The 20,621-nt window shown below is 65.4% G+C and carries 14 protein-coding genes; 11 read left to right on the top strand and 3 right to left on the bottom strand.

The annotated features are described in order from the left end of the window. Positions 1–187: 187 nt before the first annotated feature. Positions 188–3,529: a transglutaminase family protein gene (locus ASC68_RS15690; protein ID WP_055881067.1), complete on the bottom strand. Its 3,342-nt coding sequence runs from the start codon at positions 3,527–3,529 to the stop codon at positions 188–190. Between the two features lie 114 nt (positions 3,530–3,643). On the opposite strand from ASC68_RS15690, the gene ASC68_RS15685 reads away from it, so the two are divergent. After that, positions 3,644–4,132, top strand: a complete 489-nt coding sequence (locus ASC68_RS15685; protein WP_055881065.1) for a hypothetical protein — start codon at positions 3,644–3,646, stop codon at positions 4,130–4,132. Between the two features lie 50 nt (positions 4,133–4,182). On the opposite strand, the gene ASC68_RS15680 is transcribed toward ASC68_RS15685, so the two are convergent. Further along, the gene (locus ASC68_RS15680; RefSeq protein ID WP_055881062.1) at positions 4,183–4,452 is read right to left on the bottom strand and encodes a hypothetical protein; all 270 of its coding nucleotides are present in this window, start codon (positions 4,450–4,452) and stop codon (positions 4,183–4,185) included. A 74-nt stretch (positions 4,453–4,526) separates the two neighbouring features. On the opposite strand from ASC68_RS15680, the gene ASC68_RS15675 reads away from it, so the two are divergent. From ASC68_RS15675 to ASC68_RS15650, 6 genes are all read left to right on the top strand, one after another. Further along, on the top strand, positions 4,527–5,450 hold the full coding sequence (locus tag ASC68_RS15675) for a LysR substrate-binding domain-containing protein (protein WP_055881060.1): 924 nt from the start codon (positions 4,527–4,529) through the stop codon (positions 5,448–5,450). Positions 5,451–5,644: 194 nt separating this feature from the next. Beyond that, complete coding sequence (locus ASC68_RS15670; RefSeq protein WP_055881057.1) at positions 5,645–6,802, top strand: ABC transporter substrate-binding protein; 1,158 nt, start codon at positions 5,645–5,647, stop codon at positions 6,800–6,802. A gap of 343 nt (positions 6,803–7,145) precedes the next feature. After that, complete coding sequence (locus tag ASC68_RS15665) at positions 7,146–8,147, top strand: ABC transporter ATP-binding protein (protein ID WP_055881055.1); 1,002 nt, start codon at positions 7,146–7,148, stop codon at positions 8,145–8,147. Positions 8,148–8,152: 5 nt separating this feature from the next. After that, entirely contained in the window at positions 8,153–9,103 is a 951-nt protein-coding gene (locus ASC68_RS15660) for an ABC transporter permease (RefSeq protein WP_156387352.1), read from the top strand. Positions 9,104–9,288: 185 nt separating this feature from the next. Next, the gene (locus ASC68_RS15655) at positions 9,289–10,104 is read left to right on the top strand and encodes an ABC transporter permease (protein WP_055881313.1); all 816 of its coding nucleotides are present in this window, start codon (positions 9,289–9,291) and stop codon (positions 10,102–10,104) included. 178 nt (positions 10,105–10,282) lie between these two features. After that, positions 10,283–11,710, top strand: a complete 1,428-nt coding sequence (locus ASC68_RS15650) for a gamma-aminobutyraldehyde dehydrogenase (RefSeq protein WP_055881049.1) — start codon at positions 10,283–10,285, stop codon at positions 11,708–11,710. Between the two features lie 204 nt (positions 11,711–11,914). Here ASC68_RS15650 and ASC68_RS15645 read toward each other — a convergent pair whose 3' ends face one another. Further along, positions 11,915–12,682, bottom strand: a complete 768-nt coding sequence (locus ASC68_RS15645; protein WP_055881048.1) for a FadR/GntR family transcriptional regulator — start codon at positions 12,680–12,682, stop codon at positions 11,915–11,917. A gap of 402 nt (positions 12,683–13,084) precedes the next feature. On the opposite strand from ASC68_RS15645, the gene chvE reads away from it, so the two are divergent. The 4 genes from chvE (at position 13,085) to ASC68_RS15625 (ending at position 20,459) form a co-directional block, all read left to right on the top strand. Next, a complete protein-coding gene (gene chvE, locus ASC68_RS15640) occupies positions 13,085–14,134 on the top strand; it encodes a multiple monosaccharide ABC transporter substrate-binding protein (RefSeq protein WP_156384702.1) in 1,050 nt (349 codons plus the stop codon). A 178-nt stretch (positions 14,135–14,312) separates the two neighbouring features. Beyond that, the gene (mmsA, locus tag ASC68_RS15635) at positions 14,313–15,848 is read left to right on the top strand and encodes a multiple monosaccharide ABC transporter ATP-binding protein (RefSeq protein WP_055881310.1); all 1,536 of its coding nucleotides are present in this window, start codon (positions 14,313–14,315) and stop codon (positions 15,846–15,848) included. Then, entirely contained in the window at positions 15,845–17,116 is a 1,272-nt protein-coding gene (gene mmsB / locus ASC68_RS15630) for a multiple monosaccharide ABC transporter permease (protein WP_055881041.1), read from the top strand. The genes mmsA and mmsB overlap by 4 nt, the downstream gene beginning before the upstream one ends. A gap of 301 nt (positions 17,117–17,417) precedes the next feature. Continuing rightward, positions 17,418–20,459, top strand: a complete 3,042-nt coding sequence (locus tag ASC68_RS15625) for a glycoside hydrolase family 38 C-terminal domain-containing protein (protein WP_055881038.1) — start codon at positions 17,418–17,420, stop codon at positions 20,457–20,459. The last annotated feature ends 162 nt before the right edge of the window (positions 20,460–20,621 follow it).

Below are 20,621 nucleotides of genomic sequence, written 5' to 3'. Positions count from 1 at the left end.
GAATTGGCGGGAATGGGTAAGATTGGGGGAGAGTGTGCTGACTGAAGCAGACGGCCCCCTCCCGGCCTCCCCCATGAAGGGGGAGGTGAAGAGTCGAGGCTGTCGCTCGATCGTGCCATGTGAACCGGCGAGGCACCTCCCCCTTCATGGGGGAGGATGGGAGGGGGCCGTCTCTCTCAGTCAGCGCCTACACCGGCACCCGCAAATCCAGCGTCAGCGGGAATTCCGCCGAGCGTTCCTCGGTCGGCGGCACGAACGCCCCCGGTGTATGGCCGCTCGGTACGAACCGAGCGAGGCGCCGTGCCTCCGCTTCGTTGCCGTTGACCGGGAACGTCTCGTAATTGCGGCCGCCCGGGTGGGCCGTATGGTAGGTGCAGCCGCCGATCGAGCGGGCTGACCAGGTGTCGTAGATATCGAAATGCAGCGGCGCGTTGACCGGCAGCACCGGGTGCATGCCCGAGGCGGGGTGCCAGGCCTTGTAGCGGACGCCGGCCACGGCGACGCCGGCATCGCCGGTTGGGGTCAGCGGCACGGCGCGGCCATTAGCCGTGACCTGATAGCGGCCGGGGTTGAGGCCTTCGAGCTTTACTTGAAGGCGTTCAACCGATGAATCAACGAAGCGTACGGTGCCGCCGATGGCGCCTTGCTCGCCCATCACATGCCAGGGCTCGAGCGCCTGGTTGAGGGTGAGCTTCATGCCCTCAACCTCCACCTCGCCGCAGAACGGGAAGCGGAATTCGAGCTGCGCCGCGAACCATTCGGGGTCGAGGTCGAAGCCGTTGTCCCTGAGGTCGCCGAGCACATCGAGGAAATCGGCCCAGACGAAGTGCGGCAGCATGAAGCGATCATGCAGCGTCGTGCCCCAGCGGGTGAACTTACCCTGCTTGGGCGCCTTCCAGAAGCGGGCGATCAGGGCGCGGACCAGCAATTGCTGCGCGAGGTTCATCCTGGCATTGGGCGGCATCTCGAAGCCGCGGAACTCGACCAGCCCGAGCCGGCCGGTCGGGCCATCGGGCGAATAGAGCTTGTCGATGCAGATTTCCGAGCGGTGCGTGTTGCCGGTGACATCGACGAGCAGGTTGCGGAACAGCCGGTCGACCAGCCAGGGGCGCGGCGCCGGGCCGTCGTCCGGCGCCGGTACCTGCTTCATGGCGATTTCGAGCTCATAGAGGCTGTCGTGCCGGGCCTCGTCGAGGCGCGGCGCCTGCGAGGTGGGGCCGATGAACAGCCCGGAGAACAGGTAGCTCAGCGCCGGATGCTGCTGCCAGTGGAGGATCAGGCTCTTGAGGAGATCGGGGCGGCGGAGGAACGGCGAATCCCCCGGGGTCGAACCGCCGACCACCACGTGGTTGCCGCCGCCGGTGCCGGTATGCTTGCCGTCGATCATGAACTTGTCGGCGCCGAGCCGGGCCTGCCGCGCTTCTTCGTAGACGGCGGTGGTGGTGGCGACGCACTCCTCCCAGCTCGAAGCCGGGTGGATGTTCACTTCGATGACGCCGGGGTCGGGCGCGACGCGGATGACGTTGAGGCGGGGGTCGTAAGGCGGCGCATAACCCTCGACATGGATGGGGAGGCCGAGGGTTTTCGCCGCTTCCTCGGAGGCGGCGATCAGCTCGAGATAATCCTCGACTGTCGAAACCGGCGGCAGGAAGACGCAGAGCCGGCCTTCGCGCAGCTCCACGGTGATGGCGGTGCGCACGGTCGAGTCGATCTCGTCCAGCACCTGCTCGGTGATCTCCTGGGAGATCGTCGGGTCGGCAGTGAAGGTCGAAGGCTGGGCGTGGTGGCCGATGCGGACCTCTACAGGCTGCTGTAGCAGCTCCTCGACGTCGGGCAGCTCGAGCACCGCGATCAGCGGATCACGCGGCACCACATGCGGATAGGCGGTGGGCGCCACATGCTTCAGCGAACTCAGCGGCAGGCGGTAGCCGACCGGCGAGTCGCCGGCGGCGAGGAACAGTTTTCCACGACGCGTCCGCCATTTCTCGGTAATCCAGCGGTTGTTGCGATCGGGCAGGGCGTTCCAGCGCTGCACTGGCAGCACATAGCCGGTGGGGTTGTTCAATCCATTGTCGAACACCCGCGCCATGCGGGCCCGCGCCTCGGGGTCGGCCAGTTCGGAATTGGCCGGGTCGACATTGGGCGGCAGGCGAGCTTCCTTCACCAGCCAATCGCCCGGATCCTCATAGGCGGCGTCGATGGTTTCGGTGCCGACACCGAGATTGGCGGCGATTTCGGCGAGCAGGCGCTGGTCGTCGCCGGGCTTGGCTTCGGTGGGCACACCCTCATGGGCGAACAGTGTCTCGTCGCGCCACACCGGCTGGTTGTCGCGGCGCCAGTAGAGCGAGAAGGTCCAGCGCGGCAGTGTTTCGCCCGGGTACCACTTGCCCTGGCCGTAATGCAGCAGACCGCCGGGCGCGAAGCGTTCACGCAGCCGCCGGATCAGCGCATCGGCCTTGGCCCGCTTGGTCGGGCCGACCGCGTCGGCATTCCACTCGCCGGCCTCGAAATCGTCGATCGACACGAACGTCGGCTCGCCCCCCATGGTGAGGCGGACATCGTGTTTGATGAGCTCGGCGTCGACCGTTCGGCCCAGCGCATTGAGCCGGTCCCAGCTCTGGTCGGAGAACGGCATGGTGATGCGCGGGTGCTCGGCGACGCGGCTCACCTTCATATCGAAGGCGAATTCGACATTGGCGAAGCTGGTGAAGCCGGAGATCGGCGCGGCATTGCGATAATGCGGGGTGGCGGCGAGCGGCACGTGGCTCTCGCCGGCCAGGAGCCCGGAGGTGGGGTCGAGCCCGACCCAGCCGGCGCCGGGGAGGTAGACTTCGCACCAGGCATGGAGGTCGGTGAAATCGTGGTCGGTGCCGGCCGGCCCGTCGAGCGAGACGAGATCAGGCTTCAGCTGGATCAGGTAGCCGGAGACGAAGCGGGCGGCGAGGCCGAGATGGCGCAGCGCCTGCACCAGCAGCCAGCTCGAATCGCGGCACGAACCCTGGGCGCGGGTCAGCGTTTCCTCGGGCTCGAGCACGCCGGTTTCGAGCCGGACGATGTAGCCGATCTCGCGCTGCACCCGGGCATTGAGCGCGGTGATGAAATTGACCGTGTTCATCGGCGTGCGGTCGACACCGCGCAGGAACTCGGTGAGCAGCGGCCCCGCCGGCTGCGGCTTCATGTAGATGGAGAGATCGTCGCGCAGCTCTTCAGGATATTCGAACGGCCAGGTCTCGGCCCGCTCCTCGACGAAGAAATCGAACGGGTTGTAGACCGTCATGTCGGCGACGAGGTCGACCTCGATCTTCAGCTCGGTGACCGGCTCGGGGAAGACGTGGCGGGAAAGGTAGTTGCCGTAGGGGTCCTGCTGCAGGTTGACGAAGTGGTTCGCCGGCGACACCCGCAACGAATGGCTCAGCACCTTGGTTTTTGATTGCGGGGCGGGCTGGAGCCGGATGATCTGGGGCTGGAGGACGACCGGACGGTCGTATTTGTAGTGCGTCAGGTGATAGATCGCGGCTTTGATCGACATACGGTCGGACGCTCGCTACTGAGGCACAGAAACTTCCCGACGCGACGATAGCATAGAAGCGCGGCGCGGCTAGCCTTCCTGAGAGGCGGACGAAAACATGACGGAGCAACGCGCGTGATCCGGGCGATCGGACGGGCGGTGGTGACGGTCGCGGTGGTGATCTACACGCTGCTCGACGAGCTGCTGTTCCCGCTGTTCCGGCCGCTGATCGCGTGGCTTAGCGCGCTTCGTCTGTTCCAGCGGCTTGGCGACTGGCTCGGCCGGCTGCCGCCCTATGCGGCGCTGGTGGCGCTGGGCGTGCCGTTCGTGGTGATCGAACCGATGAAGGTGGTCGCCATCTGGTGGGCCGGTACCGGCCACGTCATCACCGGCACTATCGGGCTATTGCTGGCTCATGCGCTGTCGCTGCTGGTGGTCGAGCGGATCTTTCATGCGGTGTATCAGCAGCTGATGCGGATCGAGTGGTTCGCACGGCTGCTGGGCTGGATGTTTGCGCTGCGCGACCGAGCGATCGATTGGGCGAAATCGACCGCGGCCTGGCAGGCGGCGGCGGGTTGGGTGCGCGGGGTGCGGGAGTGGGTGCGGGGGGTGTTGCGGGGTTAGGCAGTCGCTCGTCGCTTGGAGCGCAGCGACGAGCGACCGTGAGGCAGAAGTCAGCGCTTCTTCTTGCTCTTGATCTCCTCGCGCATGGCGGTGCGCGATTCCAAGAGGAACTCCTCGATTTCCTCGAGGCTGGCGGAGAAATCGTAGCCGGCATTGCCGAAGACGATCTCGAAGGTGTCGTCGTCGCGCAGCATGTAGCCGCCATGCGCCTCGATCTTGGGGTTGCGCTTTTCTGCCACCAGCAGGCTCACGCCGAACGGCCGGCCGATGCGGCGGACGCGGCGTTCGATGGCGGCGAGGGTGTTGGCGCGGCTGCCCATGATTTGCCTCCGAAGCTCGAGTTTTGCCCACCCATAGCGATTGAGCGCCAGCGGACGCAATGCTTTAGTGCGGCATGGCTTTCACCCTGAGGCAGCTGCAGTATTTCATCTCGGTCGCCGAGGAGGGGACAGTGTCGGGGGCGGCGCAATCGCTGTCGATCAGCCAGTCGGCGGTGACCGATGCGATCAAGGAGCTGGAATCCGATCTCGGGGTGACGCTGTTCGAGCGGCATCGGCGCGGGCTGACCATTACCCATAAGGGGCACCAGTTCTACCGCCACGCGGCCCGTATCCTCGCCAGCGTCTCGGATGCGCGGCGCAGTTTTGGCGAAGCAGAGGCGCCGGCCGGCGGCAACCTGCAGCTGGGGGTGACGTCACTGGTGGCCGGCTATGTGCTGTCGGATCTCCTCGCGCGCTACCGGCGCGCCTATCCCAACGTCAATGTCACGGCGATCGAGGATAATGGCGACTATCTCGAACACCTGCTGATCGGCGGCGAGCTCGACGTGGCGGTGATGGTGATCTCCAATTTGAGGGATCGCGTGGCGCTGCAGGCCGAGATCTTCGAGACCTCGCCCTATCGGCTGTGGCTGCCCCTTGGGCACCGGCTGGCCGGGGCCGACATCATTTCGGTTTCCGATATCGTGCCGGAGCCCCTGATCATGCTGACGGTGGACGAGACGGAGGAGAATACCGGAAAGCTCCTCGCCGCCTTCAGCGCCCGGCCCAATGTGGCCTTCCGCACCCGCTCGGTCGAGGCAGTGCGCAGCCTCGTCGCCACCGGCGCCGGCATCGCGCTGTTGCCGGACCTGGTCTATCGACCGTGGTCGCTGGAAGGCGACCGGATCGAGAGTCGCGATATCTCGGGGGCGCTGCCGGTGGTACAGGTGGGGATGGTCTGGCGGCGCGGCAGCCAGCTGACCCAGGCGGCCCGCGATTTCATCGGGTTAGCGCAGCAGCAGCACCCGTCGCGGGGCAGGGCGGCGCAGGAGCGCTGAGGGGGGCACTGAGCCCCTCAGTCGGTGCTTCCCTCCCCCTTGAGGCCCCTTGAGGGGAGGGGAGCAGAAGAGCTATCGGAAATTCCGAAAGCTCCCCCCGGACGAATACATTTGCGAATAGCAAAGCGCTCGATAAGCTCCCAATCAAGGGCATGATGCGCATTTGGGAGCGCTGCCCGAGCAGGGAGAAATCGATGAAATCCATCCTCAAGACGTGTACGGCCTTGACCATGGTTGCGACCTTCACCGGTCAGGTGGCTGCGCAGGAGATGCTGCAGTCGCTCGGCGCGGGGGAGGGCGAAGTTTCGATCGTCGCCTGGGCCGGTTACATCGAGCGCGGTGAGACCGACCCGAATTATGACTGGGTCACCAAGTTCGAAGCCGATAGCGGCTGCAAGGTGACCGTGAAAACCGCCAACACCTCGGACGAAATGGTCGCGCTGATGAACGAAGGCGGCTTCGACCTCGTCACTGCCTCGGGCGATGCCTCGCTGCGCCTGATTGCCGGCAAGCGCGTACAGCCGATCAACACCGCGCTGATCCCGTCATGGTCGACGATCGATCCGCGCATCGAAAGCGCCGCCTGGCATACCGTCGATGGCGTGCACTACGGCACACCCTATGTCTGGGGCGCCAACGTGCTGATGTATAATACCGAAGTGTTTGGCGATAAGCCGCCGACCAGCTGGAACGTGGTGTTCGAAGAGACGACGCTGCCCGACGGCAAGTCGAACAAGGGGCGCGTTCAGGCCTATGACGGCCCGATCTACGTGGCCGACGCGGCGCTTTACCTGATGAAGCACAAGCCGGAACTGGGGATCACCGACCCCTATGCGCTGAACGAGGATCAGTACAAGGCGGCGCTCGACCTGCTGCGGGTGCAGCGCACCTTGGTCGGCCGCTACTGGCACGATGCGTTCATCCAGATGGACGACTTCAAGAACGAAGGCGTCGTTGCCTCCTCGTCCTGGCCGTTCATGGTCAACGTGCTGAAGGCCGAAGGCGCCAAGGTAGCGTCGACCTTCCCGGAAGAAGGCATCACCGGCTGGGCCGATACGACGATGCTGCACGCCGAGAGCGCGCATCCCAACTGCGCCTATATGTGGATGGAGCATTCGCTCTCGCCCAAGGTGCAGGGCGATGTGTCGGCCTGGTTCGGCACGGTGCCGTCGGTGCCGGCCGCCTGCAAGGGCAATGAGCTCCTCACCGATGAGGGCTGCGCCACCAACGGCTACGAGAACTTCGACAAGATCCGCTTCTGGCGGACCCCGACCGCTAAGTGCGAGGCGGGTGAGTGCGTGCCGTATTACCGCTGGGTCAGCGACTACGTCGGGGTTATCGGCGGCCGCTAGGGGGCTCTAGTCGGCCCGGGGGAAAAGCGCGCTGCGCTGTTCCCTCATCCCGCGACGGTCACTCCCGCGACGGCGGAGCCCAGCGCAACCTCGCGTCCACAGCGAGTGGGTTTCCGCCGTTGCGGGGGTGACACCAAGGGGATTTGCCGTGAGGCAAATCCTCCGATCCCGGCGATTTGCCGACGGCAAATCGCCGGCCCTAGGGGAATTTTGCCGCTCGCGGCAAAATTCTCCCGACATCCCGGGGATTTGCCTTTGCAAATCCTCCGGTTGATCCCCGCGGATCTTTCGCCGTTATCTGAGACGGTGAAGCTCCCCGGTTGACGCAAAGGCTCCCTGACGCATGACCTCGGCCGTGTCCCTGCAAACCGTTTCCCGCCATTTCGGCGCGGTAAGAGCTCTCGACGAGGTCGATCTCGAGGTCGGGGAAGGGGAGTTCTTCGCCATGCTCGGCCCCTCGGGCTCGGGCAAGACCACCTGCTTGCGGTTGATCGCCGGCTTCGAGCAGCCGACGCTGGGGCAGATCCGGATTTTCGGCGACGCGGTGGAGGGCGTGCCGCCCTATCGGCGCAACGTCAACACGGTGTTCCAGGATTACGCGCTGTTCCCGCACATGAACGTGCGCGAGAATGTTGAATTCTCGCTGATGCTGAAGAGGGTCGACAAGGCGACGCGGGCTCGCGAGGCCGAGGCGGCGCTGGAGCTGGTGAAACTCGGCGGCTATGGCGACCGGCGGCCCGGCCAGCTCTCGGGCGGTCAACGACAACGAGTGGCGCTGGCCCGCGCCATCGTCAACCGGCCCAAGGTGCTGCTGCTCGACGAGCCGCTCGGGGCGCTTGATCTCAAACTGCGCGAGCAGATGCAGGAAGAGCTGAAGGCGCTGCAGAAGACGCTCGGCATCACCTTCATCTTCGTCACCCACGACCAGGGCGAAGCGCTGTCGATGGCCGACCGGGTGGCGGTGTTCGATTTTGGCAAGCTGGTGCAGGTGGGGACGCCCGAAGAGATCTACACCAAGCCCAATTCGCGCTTCGTCGCCGATTTCGTCGGTTCGTCCAACGTGCTGGCGCCGGAGTTCGTCGAGACCATTGCCGGCGAGCGGCGCTGGGCCTCGCTGCGGCCCGAGGCGATCCACCTGCTCCGCAGCGAGGGTGGCCATTCGGCGCTCACCGGAACGGTGGTGTCGCGCTCCTATCTCGGCGCCACGACCCGGCTCGGCATCGAATTGGGGGGCACGCTCCTCCATGCGGTGGTTCCCTCCGGCACTGACGTGCCCGCCGAGGGCGACCGGGTGACCATCGGCTTTGCCCGCGAGGCGCTGCACATGATGGAGGATGCCGGTTGAGCGCGATCGCCGCGAGCAGTTCCAGCGCCATCCTCCCGAACCAGCGCGGTTGGCTCGGGGCGCTCAGCGACCGCTTCTGGCGGCAGCCGAAGCTGTTCGTCTTCCTGCTGCTGCTGCCGGCGCTGCTCTGGCTCGGCATCGTCTATGTCGGCTCGCTGTTCGCGCTCCTGCTGCAGAGCTTTTTCTCGATCGATGAGTTCTCCGGGCTGATCAACTACGAGTTCACGCTCAAGACCTACGCTGAGCTGCTGAGGCCGCAGAACCTCGACGTGATCCTTCGCACGGTGAGCATGGCGGCAGCGGTGACGCTGGCCTCGGCGCTGATCGCCTTTCCCATCGCCTATATGGCGGCGCGCTATGCGCGGGGGAAATGGAAGGCGCTGTTCTATCTGGGCATCATGCTGCCGCTGTGGGCCAGCTATCTGGTCAAGGTCTATGCCTGGAAGCTGATCCTCGCCAAGGAGGGCATCCTCAACTGGGTGTTCGAGCAGCTGCAGCTGACCTGGCTGCTCGACGCCTGGCTTTCGCTGCCGGTGATCGGCGGCAACTCGCTGTCGATCAGCTACACCGGCACGTTCCTCGTCTTCCTCTATGTCTGGATGCCCTACATGATCCTGCCGATCCAGGCGGCGATCGAGCGGGTGCCGACCAATCTTCTCGATGCGTCGTCCGATCTGGGTGCGACGCCGATGCAGACGTTCTGGAAGGTGATCTTCCCCTTGGCGTTGCCGGGGATCGTCGCCGGCTCGATCTTCACCTTCTCGCTGACGCTGGGCGATTACATCATCCCGCAGATCATCGGCACCTCGGCCTTCTTCATCGGCCAGGCGGTCTACGCGCACCAGGGCACGGCCGGGAACATCCCGCTGGCCGCCGCCTTCACCGTGGTGCCGATCGTCATCATGGGGCTCTACCTGTGGATGGCCAAGCGCATGGGGGCGTTCGATGCGCTTTGAGCCTCAGGCATCCGGGCTCCCCGCCCCCCTCCCCAACCCTCCCGGGGGACGCGGTAGCGCCCCGAAGGGGGAGGGTGCCCATCGAGGCTTGCCTTCCTATTTTGCCACACGCACCGGCCGGCACCTCCCCCTAGACGGGGGAGGTTGGGAGGGGGTGAGCCCCACGCTCGATGTCGGAGGCCATGATGCGCTCTGACACCCCCCGCGCCCCCTGGGGGCTGAAGCTCGCTGCCGGCGCCGGGCTGTTCTTCATGCTGGCGCCGATCGCGCTGATCTTTCTTTATGCCTTCTCCTCGGAGGAGCGGACCTATCAGTGGCCGCCGCCGGGGCTGACGCTGAAGTGGTTTGCCGTGACCTGGAACCGGCCCGACGTGTGGCAGGCGCTGACCCTGTCGGTGCAGGTGGCGGCCATTTCGACCGCCATCGCGCTGGTGTTGGGAACGCTCTGCGCCGCGGCCGTTTCAGGCACCCGGTTCTTCGGGCGCGAGACGATTTCGCTGCTGGTGATCCTGCCGATTGCGTTGCCCGGCATCATCACCGGCATATCGCTCCGTTCAGCGTTCAGCCTGATGGAGATCCCGTTCTCGTTCTGGACGATTGTGCTGGGGCACGCGACCTTCTGCATCGTCGTCGTCTACAATAATGCGGTGGCGCGCTTCCGGCGCACCTCGGGCTCGATGATCGAGGCGGCGATGGACCTCGGCGCCGACAAGTTCCAGACTTTCCGCCACGTCATCCTGCCCAATATCGGCACGGCACTGCTCGCCGGCGGCATGCTGGCCTTTGCGCTCAGCTTCGACGAAGTGATCGTCACCACCTTTACCGCCGGCCAGCAGCAGACGCTGCCGATCTGGATGCTCGAGGAACTGGTGCGGCCGCGGCAGCGCCCGGTGACCAATGTGGTCGCCATGGTGGTGGTGATCGTGACGCTGCTGCCGATCCTGCTGGCGTTCTATTTCAGCCGCGGCGGGGATCAGACGGTGGCGGGGATGGGGAAGTGATGCTGGCTGCAGTTCACCTGGCCACCCCCCTCCCAACCTCCCCCACAAGGGGGGAGGTGCCGATCGGGGCTTTGGCAGGTCTCTTGCCACCCTCACCGACCCACACCTCCCCCCTTGTGGGGGAGGCTGGGAGGGGGGTGGCCACGTGCACTGAAAGTCGAGTTATGGGAGAGAGAAAATGCACACCGAAATGCTGATCGGCTCGCGCTTCGAGGCGGGGACGGAAACCGAGGAGCAGGTGCTCAATCCCAGAACCGGGGAGCTGATCCGGGGTATCCCCGAGGCGTCGCTGAGCCAGATCGATGCGGCCGTGCTCGCCGCGGAGAAGGCCTTCGCCAGCTGGTCGCGGACCACGCCGGGGCAGCGCTCGAACTATCTGCTCAAGATCGCGCAGGCGATCGAGGACGATGCCGATGGCTTTGCGGCGCTCGAGGCGCTGAACTGCGGCAAGCCGATCAATGCGGTCAAGAACGACGAGATCCCGGCGATCGTCGATTGCTGGCGCTTCTTTGCCGGGGCGGTGCGCAATATGCAGGGCTCGATCGCGGGGGAATACCTGCCGGGCCACACCTCGATGGTGCGGCGCGACCCGATCGGCATCGTCGGCTCGATCGCGCCGTGGAATTACCCGCTGATGATGATGGCGTGGAAGCTGGCGCCGGCCATCGCCGGCGGCAATACGGTGGTCTACAAGCCATCAGAGCAGACGCCGCTGACGGCGCTGAAGCTCGCGAAAGTCTTCGCTGAGGTGCTGCCCGAGGGCGTGGTCAACGTTATCCTGGGGCGCGGCGACAGCGTCGGCAACGCGCTGATCAACCACCCCAAGATCAACATGATCTCGATCACCGGCGACGTCGCCACCGGCAAGAAGGTGCTGCAGGCGGCGGCCAAATCGGTGAAGCGCACGCATCTCGAACTCGGCGGCAAGGCGCCGGTGATCGTCTATGACGATGCCGACCTCGAGGCGGTGGTGAGCGGGCTCAAGGCCTTCGGCTACTATAATGCCGGGCAGGATTGCACGGCGGCCTGCCGGATCTATGCCGGCCCGAAAATCCACGACAGGCTGGTGGCCGACTTGAGCTCGGCGGTCAACTCGATCAAGTACAACCAGGCCGACGATACGCTCAACGAGATCGGGCCGCTGATCTCGAAGCGCCAGCGCGACCGGGTGGCGAGCTTCGTCGAGCGGGCGTCGGAACTGCCGCATATCAAGATCACTGCAGGTGGCCATGTGTCGGGCGACCGGGGCTTCTTCTACGAGCCGACGGTGATCGCCGGGGCGCTGCAGGCTGATGAGATCGTGCGGCGCGAAGTGTTCGGGCCGGTGGTGTCGGTCACCCGCTTCACCGACCCCGAGGATGCCATCGCCTGGGCCAATGACAGCGACTATGGCCTCGCCTCATCGGTGTGGACCAAGGATGTGTCGAAGGCGATGCAGACGGCGGCGCGGCTGCAATATGGGTGCACCTGGATCAACACGCACTTCATGCTGGTCAACGAGATGCCGCATGGCGGGCTGAAGCAGTCGGGCTATGGCAAGGACATGTCCGTCTATGCGCTCGAGGACTATACGGCGGTCCGGCATGTGATGATCAATCACGGGTAGGCTTGGCGTATCGTCAGCCGGTGTGCTTGGCGCCCCTCACCCCGGCCCTCTCCCCAAAGGGGCGAGGGGGCGATAGGGGCGCCGGCGTGCAAAGTGCGTCCCCTCGCCTCTCCAAGGGGGCGCAATAGCGCCCTCCCGGGGGGAGAGGGCGGCGGATGAGGCCGGAGGCCTCACCGCGGGGTGAGGGGCGCCAAGCGCGCTGCACTAAGCCGCCGCCACCCCGCTGGCGAGGTGCGAGCGGATATCCAGTTCCGTGCTTTTGAGGTGCGCGCGCATGGCGTCGACGGCGGCGCGTTGGTCGCCGGCGCGGATGGCGTCGAGGATGGCCTGGTGGGCTTCGACGGTTTCGACGCGGCCGGCGCCGCGCAGGGTCTGGCCGCGCCGGCTCATCACGAAGCTTTCGCGCAGGGGCTTGGCCATGGCTTCGAAGATGAAGGCGATGACCCGGTTGCCGCTCGCCATGGCAATGGCCTCGTGGAACTGCAGGTCGCTTTCGTGGAAGCGTGCTTCGGCCTCGGGGTTCTCGCCGTCGGCTGCCTCGGCCGCCGAGGCGCGCATGTCGCGCATGGCGCTGTCGATAGCCTGGATGCCGGCGCGGCTGGCGCGCTTCGCAGCGAGGCCCGATGACAGCGATTCCATCGCCATGCGCAGTTCGATCAGGTCGAACAGCCCCTTGGGATCGTTGCGGACGATCGAAACCAGCAGTGCCGCGAACACCGAACTGTCGGGCTCGCGCACCACGGCGCGGCGGCCGCGGCCGATATGCAGGAGGCCGCGCCCGACCAGCATTTTCACCGCTTCGCGCACCGTCAGGCGGCTGACCTCGAAGCGGCTGGCAATATCGGCTTCGCTCGGAATGCTGGCGCCCGGGGAGAGCTCGCCGAGAATGATCTCGGTCAGCTCGTTAGCCACCCTCTCGGCCGCCGTCAGTGGGTAATCCTCCGGGCCGGCGTTCACGTCGCTACGGGCCATTCCCCTCACACCTATCTGATATGTTATACGGCACCGACGCGAACTTTGTCGTCTGTCCGGTGCTCTCCTCAACGCCGAATTGTAATGCAGACATAGCAATTTGAGCAAGGATGAAAGCTCGGCGAACACGCCTTCGGCAGCCGTTCGGCGGACATCTTTACAGCGATATCTGATTACTCTAGGTTCCGCCGGCGCGTTGGAGGACGCGCGAAATGCCCCGGCTACGGGGCGTTTGGGAGGCGTCGCCACCGGGTGCCCGGCACGGCAACGAAGACCCGCGCAGCAATGAGCTGCGATGGTTGGTTCCCTTCACCTGTCCTCCCCGCGGGCGGCACGTCCCGATCGCGGTTCCGTCACCAAGGTTTACCCGGGAGGAAACCAGTGAAAGCCTTGAAGCTTCTTATGACCGCCGTCACCGTTGGCGCCATCGCGCTCTCCGGCCAGGCGTTTGCCCAGGACAAGGGCGCCATCGGCATTGCGATGCCGACCAAGTCGTCGCTCCGTTGGATTTCGGACGGTGACTCGCTGAAGGCCGCCCTCGAGGCCAAGGGCTACAGCGTCGACCTGCAATATGCCGAGGACGATATCCCGAACCAGCTCGCTCAGATCGAGAACATGGTGACCAAGGGCGTGAAGGCCCTGGTGATCGCGTCGATCGACGGCACGACGCTCAGTGCCGTGCTGCAGCAGGCTGCCGACTCGGGCATCAAGGTCATCGCCTATGACCGCCTGATCCGCGAAAGCGCCAATGTCGACTACTACACCACCTTCGACAACTTCCAGGTTGGCGTGCTGCAGGCCAACTCGCTGGTCAAGGGCCTGAAGGAACGTTTCCCGAGCACCAAGCCGTGGAACGTCGAACTGTTCGGCGGCTCGCCCGACGACAACAACGCCTTCTTCTTCTACGACGGCGCGATGAGCGTCATCCAGCCGCTGATCGACTCGGGCGACGTGGTGATCAAGTCCGGCCAGACCGGCATGGACAAGGTCGGCACGCTCCGCTGGGACGGCGCCGTGGCGCAGGCCCGCATGGACAACATCCTTTCGGCCAACTACTCGGACGGCAGCCGCGTCGATGGCGTCCTGGCTCCCTATGACGGGCTGAGCCGCGGCATTATCTCGTCGCTGCGCGGCGTTGGTTACGGTTCGGCCGACCAGCCGTGGCCGATCATCACCGGGCAGGACGCCGAAGTCCCGTCGGTGAAGGCGATCATTGCCGGCGAGCAGTACTCGACCGTGTTCAAGGATACCCGCGAACTGGCCGCGACCACTGCCGCGCTCGTCGACACTGTCGTCGGCGGCGGTACGCCTGAAGGACTCGACACCAAGACCTATGACAATGGCGTCAAGGTCGTGCCGTCGATCCTGCTCGTCCCGCATGACGTCGATGCCACCAACTACAAGGCTCTGGTCGTCGACTCGGGCTACATCAAGGAATCCGACCTCCAGTAAGGTCGAAGCCTTCGGAAGGGCCTCGCTGAGCAGCGGGGCCCTTTCGGCATTCTATCCCCTCAAGTAAACTTCGCCCCACAAGTAAATCCGGCCCCGCGGCGCCATCTGGCGACCGGGACCAACCAGAAGGCCGCCCATGACCGACACGATCCCGGAGATGCGCGACACGATCTTGCCGATGCGTGACACGATCCTGCAGATGCGTGACATCACCAAGACCTTTCCTGGTGTGAAGGCGCTGCAGAACGTCAACCTGGACGTCAAGGCCGGCGAAATTCACGCCATCGTCGGCGAGAACGGTGCCGGCAAATCGACACTGATGAAGGTGCTTTCCGGCGTCTACCCGCATGGCTCCTATGAGGGCCAGATCATCTATAATGGCGAGGAATGCGCCTTCCGCTCGATCCGCGACAGCGAGCACAAGGGCATCGTCATCATCCACCAGGAGCTGGCGCTGGTGCCGCTCTTGTCGATTGCCGAGAACATCTATCTCGGCAACGAGCGCGCCAAAGCCGGCATCGTCGATTGGGACGAGACGCGCGAGGGCGCCCGCGCCGTGCTGCGCAAGGTCGGGCTCAACGAAGACCCCGATACGCTGGTCACCAATATCGGCACCGGCAAGCAGCAGCTGGTCGAGATCGCCAAGGCGCTTTCGAAAGAAGTGAAGCTGCTCATCCTCGACGAGCCGACCGCCAGCCTTTCGGAAAAGGACAGCGCGGCGCTGCTCGACCTGCTGCTCGGCTTCAAGGCGCAGGGCATTTCCTGCATCCTGATCTCGCACAAGCTCAACGAGGTTTCGAAGATTGCCGACCGGATCACGGTGATCCGCGATGGCCGCACCATCGAGACGCTCGACAAGGCCGATATCACCGAGGACCGGATCATCACCTCGATGGTCGGCCGCCCGCTCGAGGATCGCTACCCGGCCCGCGCGCCTCAAATCGGCGAGGTGGTGTTCGAGGTGAAGAACTGGTCGGTCTACCACCCGCAGCACCGCGACCGGCAGGTGATCAAGGGCATCGACCTCAACGTCCGGAAGGGCGAAGTGGTGGGGATCGCCGGGTTGATGGGCTCGGGCCGCACCGAATTCGCCATGAGCCTGTTCGGCAAATCCTACGGCGTGAAGGTCAGCGGCGAGGTGCTGCTGCACGGCAAGAAGGTCGATACCTCGACGGTCGAAAAGGCCGTGTCGCACGGCATCGCCTACGCCACCGAGGATCGGAAGACCTTCGGGCTCAACCTCATCGACCACATCAAGCACAACACCACGCTCGCCAACCTGTGGGGCGTGTCGCGCTGGGGCGTCATCGACGACCTCGCCGAGCTCGACGTGGCGAACGACTATCGCAAGAAGACCAATATCCGGTCCTCGAGCGTCTACCAGACGGTGGGGAACCTGTCGGGCGGCAACCAGCAGAAAGTGGTGCTGTCCAAGTGGCTGTTCGCCAACCCCGAAGTGCTGATCCTCGATGAGCCGACCCGCGGCATCGATGTCGGCGCCAAGTACGAAATCTACAGCATCATCAACCAGCTCGCCGCGCAGGGCAAAGCCATCCTCGTCATCTCCTCGGAGATGCCGGAACTGCTCGGCATCACCGACCGCGTCTACGTGATGAACGAGGGCCGGCTGGTCGGCGAAATGCCGACCGTCGAGGCGAGCCAGGAAAAGATCATGCGCGCCATCGTGCGCGCCGAAGGGAAAGTTGCATCATGACGACCGAAACCGCACCGCAGGCTGCAACCCCGGCAGAAGCCGCTGCGCCGCTTTCGATCTGGGGCGCGCTGCAGGCGAACCTCCGCGAATACGGCCTGCTGCTGGTGCTGATCCTGATCATGCTGTTTTTCCAGTGGACGACCGGCGGCGTGCTGTTCAAGCCGCTGAACCTCACCAATATCGTCCTGCAGAACAGCTACATCATCGTGATGGCGCTGGGCATGCTGCTGGTGATCGTCGCCGGCCATATCGACCTCAGCGTCGGCTCGGTGTCGGGCTTTATCGGCGCGCTGGCGGCCATGCTGATGGTCGGCTGGAAGTTCCCGCCGGAGCTGGCTTTCCTCGCCAACCCGATCGTTGCAGGCCTCATCTGCCTCGTGGTCGGGGCGGCGATCGGCGCGGCGCAAGGCTACCTGATCGCCTATTACCGCATCCCGAGCTTCATCGTGACGCTCGCCGGCATGCTGATCTTCAAGGGCCTGTCGCTGTCCATTCTCGCCGGCCAGTCGGTCGGCCCGTTCCCGGCCGAGTTCCAGCTGCTGTCGGCGGGGTTCATCCCCGACTTCATCGGGGCGATCACCCTCGTGCCGGCCAGCCAGGGCGTGCAGCCCTTGGTGCTGCACGGGGCAACGCTCGCCATCGGCATCGTCGCCGTGGTCGGCATGATCCTGCTGTCGATCCGCACCCGCGCCCGCCGTACGGCGCGCGGCTATGAGAGCGAGCCGTTCGCGCTGTTTGCCGCAAAGAACATCGTGATCGCGGCGCTGGTGCTGTTCTTCACCTATATGCTGGCGTCCTACAAAGGCCTGCCGAACGTCCTGGTGGTGATGGGCATCCTGATTGCCGGCTTCGTCTTCCTCACCAAGCGTCTGACCTTCGGCCGGCGTATCTATGCCATCGGCGGCAACCCCAAGGCGGCGGCGCTGTCGGGCATCAAGACCGAGCGGCTGACCTTCTACATCTTCGCCATCATGGGGGCGCTCGCGGCGCTCGCCGGCATGATCTACGCCGCCCGCCTCAACTCGGCGACGCCGAAGGCGGGGCAGGGGCTCGAGCTCGACGTGATCGCCGCGGTGTTCATCGGCGGCGCCTCGGCGCTGGGCGGCGTCGGCCAGGTCGCCGGCGCGGTGATCGGCGCCTTCATCATGGGTGTCCTGAACAACGGCATGTCGATCATGGGCATCAACATCGACCTGCAGCAGATGATCAAGGGCGTGGTGCTGCTGGCCGCGGTGTTCTTCGACTTGTACAACAAGAACAAGGCGTAAGCGGTCGCAGCCGACGGACGAATGAGCCCGGGTTTCACGATGGTGGGACCCGGGCTTTTTGCTGCGCTGTCGTATGCTCCCCTCCCCCTTGAGGGGAGGGGCTGGGGGTGGGGGTGGTGAGGCGGGCACGGTGGTGACTGCACCACCCCCTCCCTCAATCCCTCCCCTCAAGGGGGAGGGAGGCGACAACCCAGACATCTCGCCACAACCGGCAACTTTTCCTCCGTCCCGCCCTAGCGAGCCGCGGCCAGTTATGGTTTTGTCCGCCGCGCATTGTAACGTTGCAACGAGGATATTTCGCATGGCTCTTTCCATCGAGCAGCGGCTGGACCGGATCAGGGTGCGGCTGGATGAGCTCACCTGGTGGCGGGAGCGCGAGACACTGCCGGTGGGCGGCTGGACGCTGAACGGCAAGCCGATCGAGGTCGGGGCGCCATGGCCGAGCCGTGACGGCGTGCAGAGCTTTGCCGCCGGCGTTTCGGTGCCCTCGAGCTGGCCGATTGCCGAGACGCGGCTGTTCCTCGACCTGGGTGGCGAGGCGCTGGCGACGCTGATCTATGGCGACGACAATGTCGGTTTCGGCAACGACCCGTATCACAAGGAATTCCCGGTACGGGCGCATGATTTCCGCATCGAGGCGGAAGCGGTGGCGCGGCTGCCGTTCGGCGAACCGGTGCGCAAGCCGCATCTGAACGACGCCAGACTCTACTGGCTCGACGGCGCGGTCGACGCGTTCCGCCTGCGCTTGAGCCAAGTGCACGAAGCGGCGACGGAGCTCGGCGAGCACGAGGTGGTGCCGCACCTCGTCGCTGCGGCGGAGGAGGCCTTTTACGCGCTCGAATGGCCGTCGGGGACGGAGGATTATGTCGCGCGCTTTGCGCCGCAGCGCGGCCAGCAGAAGATCTGGCAATTGCCGCCGCTCAAGGACAACCCGGCGCCGCTCAGCGAAGCGCAGCGCCAGAGCGTCATCAAGGCGGACCTGAAGCTGATCGAGCGGCTGCGCGAACTCAAGCAGCGCTTCCCGCAACAGGGCGAGATCGCGCTCACCGGGCACGCCCATATCGATCTCGCCTGGCTCTGGCCCTATGCCGAGACCCGCCGCAAGATGCGCCGCACCTTCTCGACGGCGGTGACGCTGATGGAGGGGAGCAACGAGTACCTGGCGCAGTCGGGTTTCCGCTTCAACCAGTCGACGGCGCATTACTACGCGCAGATCGAGGAAGACGATCCGGCGCTGTTCCAGAAGATCAAGGCGAAGGTGGCGGCCGGCGGCTGGGAGACGGTCGGCGGCATGTGGGTCGAGCCCGACACCAATATGCCCACCGGCGAGAGCCTGACGCGGCAGATCCTCTACGGGCAGCGCTATTTCCAGCAGAAGTTCGGGGTCAAGCACCGGGTGTGCTGGCTGCCCGATTGCTTCGGCTTTTCGGGTGGGCTGCCGCAGCTGTTGAAACAAGGCGGTATCGACTCGTTCTTCACCATCAAGGTGAACTGGAACGACACCAACACCATCCCGGCCGACCTGTTCTGGTGGGAGGGGATCGATGGCTCGCGGGTGTTGACCCACACCTTCAACAACCCCTGGCACGGCTATAATGGCGCGGTGAACCCGCTCAGCATCCTGAAGACCTGGCGTAACTTCATGCAGAAGCCGCAGCATTCGACCTCGCTGCTCGCCGTGGGCTATGGCGATGGCGGTGGCGGGGTGACGCCGGAATATGTCGAGCGCGAAATGCAGCTGCGGGATTTCCCGGTGCTGCCCAAGGCGCGCTGGAGCCGGGTCGAGGATTTCTTCGCTGCGGCGCACGAGACCGGCAAGCAGACCGAGCTGCCAGTGTGGCAGGGCGACATCTATCTGGAACTGCACCGCGCGACGCTCACCACGCAGAGCGCCACCAAGAAGGCGCACCGGCAGGCTGAGCGGGCGCTGATCACCGCCGAAACGCTGGCCTCGCTGGCGGCGCTGCTCGGTGGCGAGCAGCCGGAGAGCCTCGAGCATATCTGGCGCGTGGTGCTGAAGAACGAGTTCCACGACATCCTGCCCGGCTCGTCGATCGCCGAGGTCTACGAGGATGCCGAGCGCGAGCTGAACGACGCGGTCGGCCGCGCACTGGCGCGCCAGCAGATGGCGATGTCGGTGATCGTCAACCGCATCCCGAACGGCGATGTGCATGACGCGGTGATCGTGGTGAACCCCTCGCTCAGCCGCCGGCCAGTGCGGGTGACGCTGTCGGACGGCACGCATTTCTCGAGTTCCGACGTGATGGCGCCGCTCGGCATCAAGGTGTTCACCCGCGCGACGCTCGAGCCGCTGGCGGGCCTGTCGGTGAGCGAGAGCCACCTCGAGAACACGCATCTTCGCGCCACGATCGGGCTCGACGGCACCGTCACCAGCCTCATCCACAAAGCGACCGGGCGCGAGGCGCTCGCGGGCCGCGGCAACCAGCTCTGGGTCTATCCGGCCGATAAGCCGCGCGACTGGGATGCCTGGGATATCGAGGAGGACTACGCCAAGAAGGGCATCGAGCTGAACCGCCCTGAAAGCATCAAAGTGGTCGAGGATACCCCGGCGCGCGCCGCGATCCGCATCGTCCGTCGCTTCCGCGCCTCGACGGTGACGCAGACCTACAGCCTCGACGCCAACGGGGTGCGTCTCGATATCGCGACCGAGATCGACTGGCACGATCGGCATTGCCTGCTCAGGACGCAGACGCCGGTGGCGGTGCGCGCCGCGCACGCGACGTTCGAGCACGCCAACGGGGTGGTGCAGCGCACCACGCACAACAATACCAGCTGGGACCAGGCGCAGTTCGAAGTGCCGGGCCATCGCTTCCTCGATATGAGCGAGCCGGGTTTCGGCGTGGCGCTGCTCAACGACGCCAAGTATGGGCACAGCGCCAAGGGCAATGTGCTGGGCCTCAGCCTCGTGCGCTCGCCGGTCTATCCGGACCCACTGGCCGATGAAGGCGGGCAGCGCTTCACCTATGCGCTCTATCCGCATGCCGGCGAATGGCACGAGGGCCGGGTGCGCGAGGAAGCCGAGGACCTCAACCAGCCGATGCTGGCGGCCGTCGCCAGCGGCGTCGCCGCGGTGCATTATGAGCCGATCGGGATCGACGGCATTCCGGCAGCGCTGTCGGGGCTGAAGCCGGCCGAGGACGGCAACGGGCTGGTGCTGCGGGTGTACGAGCCGTCAGGTAGGCGCGGCGATTTCGCCGTGCAGGTGCCGGAGGGCTGGAAGCTGGGGGAGAGCCTCAACATTCTCGAGGAGCCGATGGCGCGCGGCGAGGGTGCGGGGCTGCGGCCGTTCGAGGTCAGGAGCTGGCGGGTTTCGCGGGGGTAGGGGCTGGAGCGTGGGGCCCACCCCCACCCAGCTTCGCTACGGCTCCGCCTAGCTGCGCTACCCTCCCCACAAGGGGGAGGGAGACGAAAGAACCGAAGCCTTGCAGTCGGGTCTCCCTCCCCTTGATGGGGAGGGATCAAGGGTGGGGTGGGGCCGCTTGCG

The sequence above is a fragment of the Devosia sp. Root105 genome (genome assembly GCF_001424865.1).
GTDB lineage: Bacteria > Pseudomonadota > Alphaproteobacteria > Rhizobiales > Devosiaceae > Devosia_A.
This window is presented reverse-complemented; position numbering and strand designations above follow the sequence as displayed.

What these genes read in the sequence shown, in the direction of transcription:
- chvE (WP_156384702.1), top strand. Translation starts at nt 13,085, where the DNA reads ATGACCGCCGTCACCGTTGGCGCCATCGCGCTCTCCGGCCAGGCGTTT.
- ASC68_RS15645 (WP_055881048.1), bottom strand. Translation starts at nt 12,682, where the DNA reads ATGGCCCGTAGCGACGTGAACGCCGGCCCGGAGGATTACCCACTGACG.
- ASC68_RS15690 (WP_055881067.1), bottom strand. Translation starts at nt 3,529, where the DNA reads ATGTCGATCAAAGCCGCGATCTATCACCTGACGCACTACAAATACGAC.
- ASC68_RS15680 (WP_055881062.1), bottom strand. Translation starts at nt 4,452, where the DNA reads ATGGGCAGCCGCGCCAACACCCTCGCCGCCATCGAACGCCGCGTCCGC.
- mmsB (WP_055881041.1), top strand. Translation starts at nt 15,845, where the DNA reads ATGACGACCGAAACCGCACCGCAGGCTGCAACCCCGGCAGAAGCCGCT.
- ASC68_RS15675 (WP_055881060.1), top strand. Translation starts at nt 4,527, where the DNA reads ATGGCTTTCACCCTGAGGCAGCTGCAGTATTTCATCTCGGTCGCCGAG.
- ASC68_RS15665 (WP_055881055.1), top strand. Translation starts at nt 7,146, where the DNA reads ATGACCTCGGCCGTGTCCCTGCAAACCGTTTCCCGCCATTTCGGCGCG.
- ASC68_RS15670 (WP_055881057.1), top strand. Translation starts at nt 5,645, where the DNA reads ATGAAATCCATCCTCAAGACGTGTACGGCCTTGACCATGGTTGCGACC.
- ASC68_RS15625 (WP_055881038.1), top strand. Translation starts at nt 17,418, where the DNA reads ATGGCTCTTTCCATCGAGCAGCGGCTGGACCGGATCAGGGTGCGGCTG.
- mmsA (WP_055881310.1), top strand. Translation starts at nt 14,313, where the DNA reads ATGCGTGACACGATCCTGCAGATGCGTGACATCACCAAGACCTTTCCT.
- ASC68_RS15655 (WP_055881313.1), top strand. Translation starts at nt 9,289, where the DNA reads ATGCGCTCTGACACCCCCCGCGCCCCCTGGGGGCTGAAGCTCGCTGCC.
- ASC68_RS15650 (WP_055881049.1), top strand. Translation starts at nt 10,283, where the DNA reads ATGCACACCGAAATGCTGATCGGCTCGCGCTTCGAGGCGGGGACGGAA.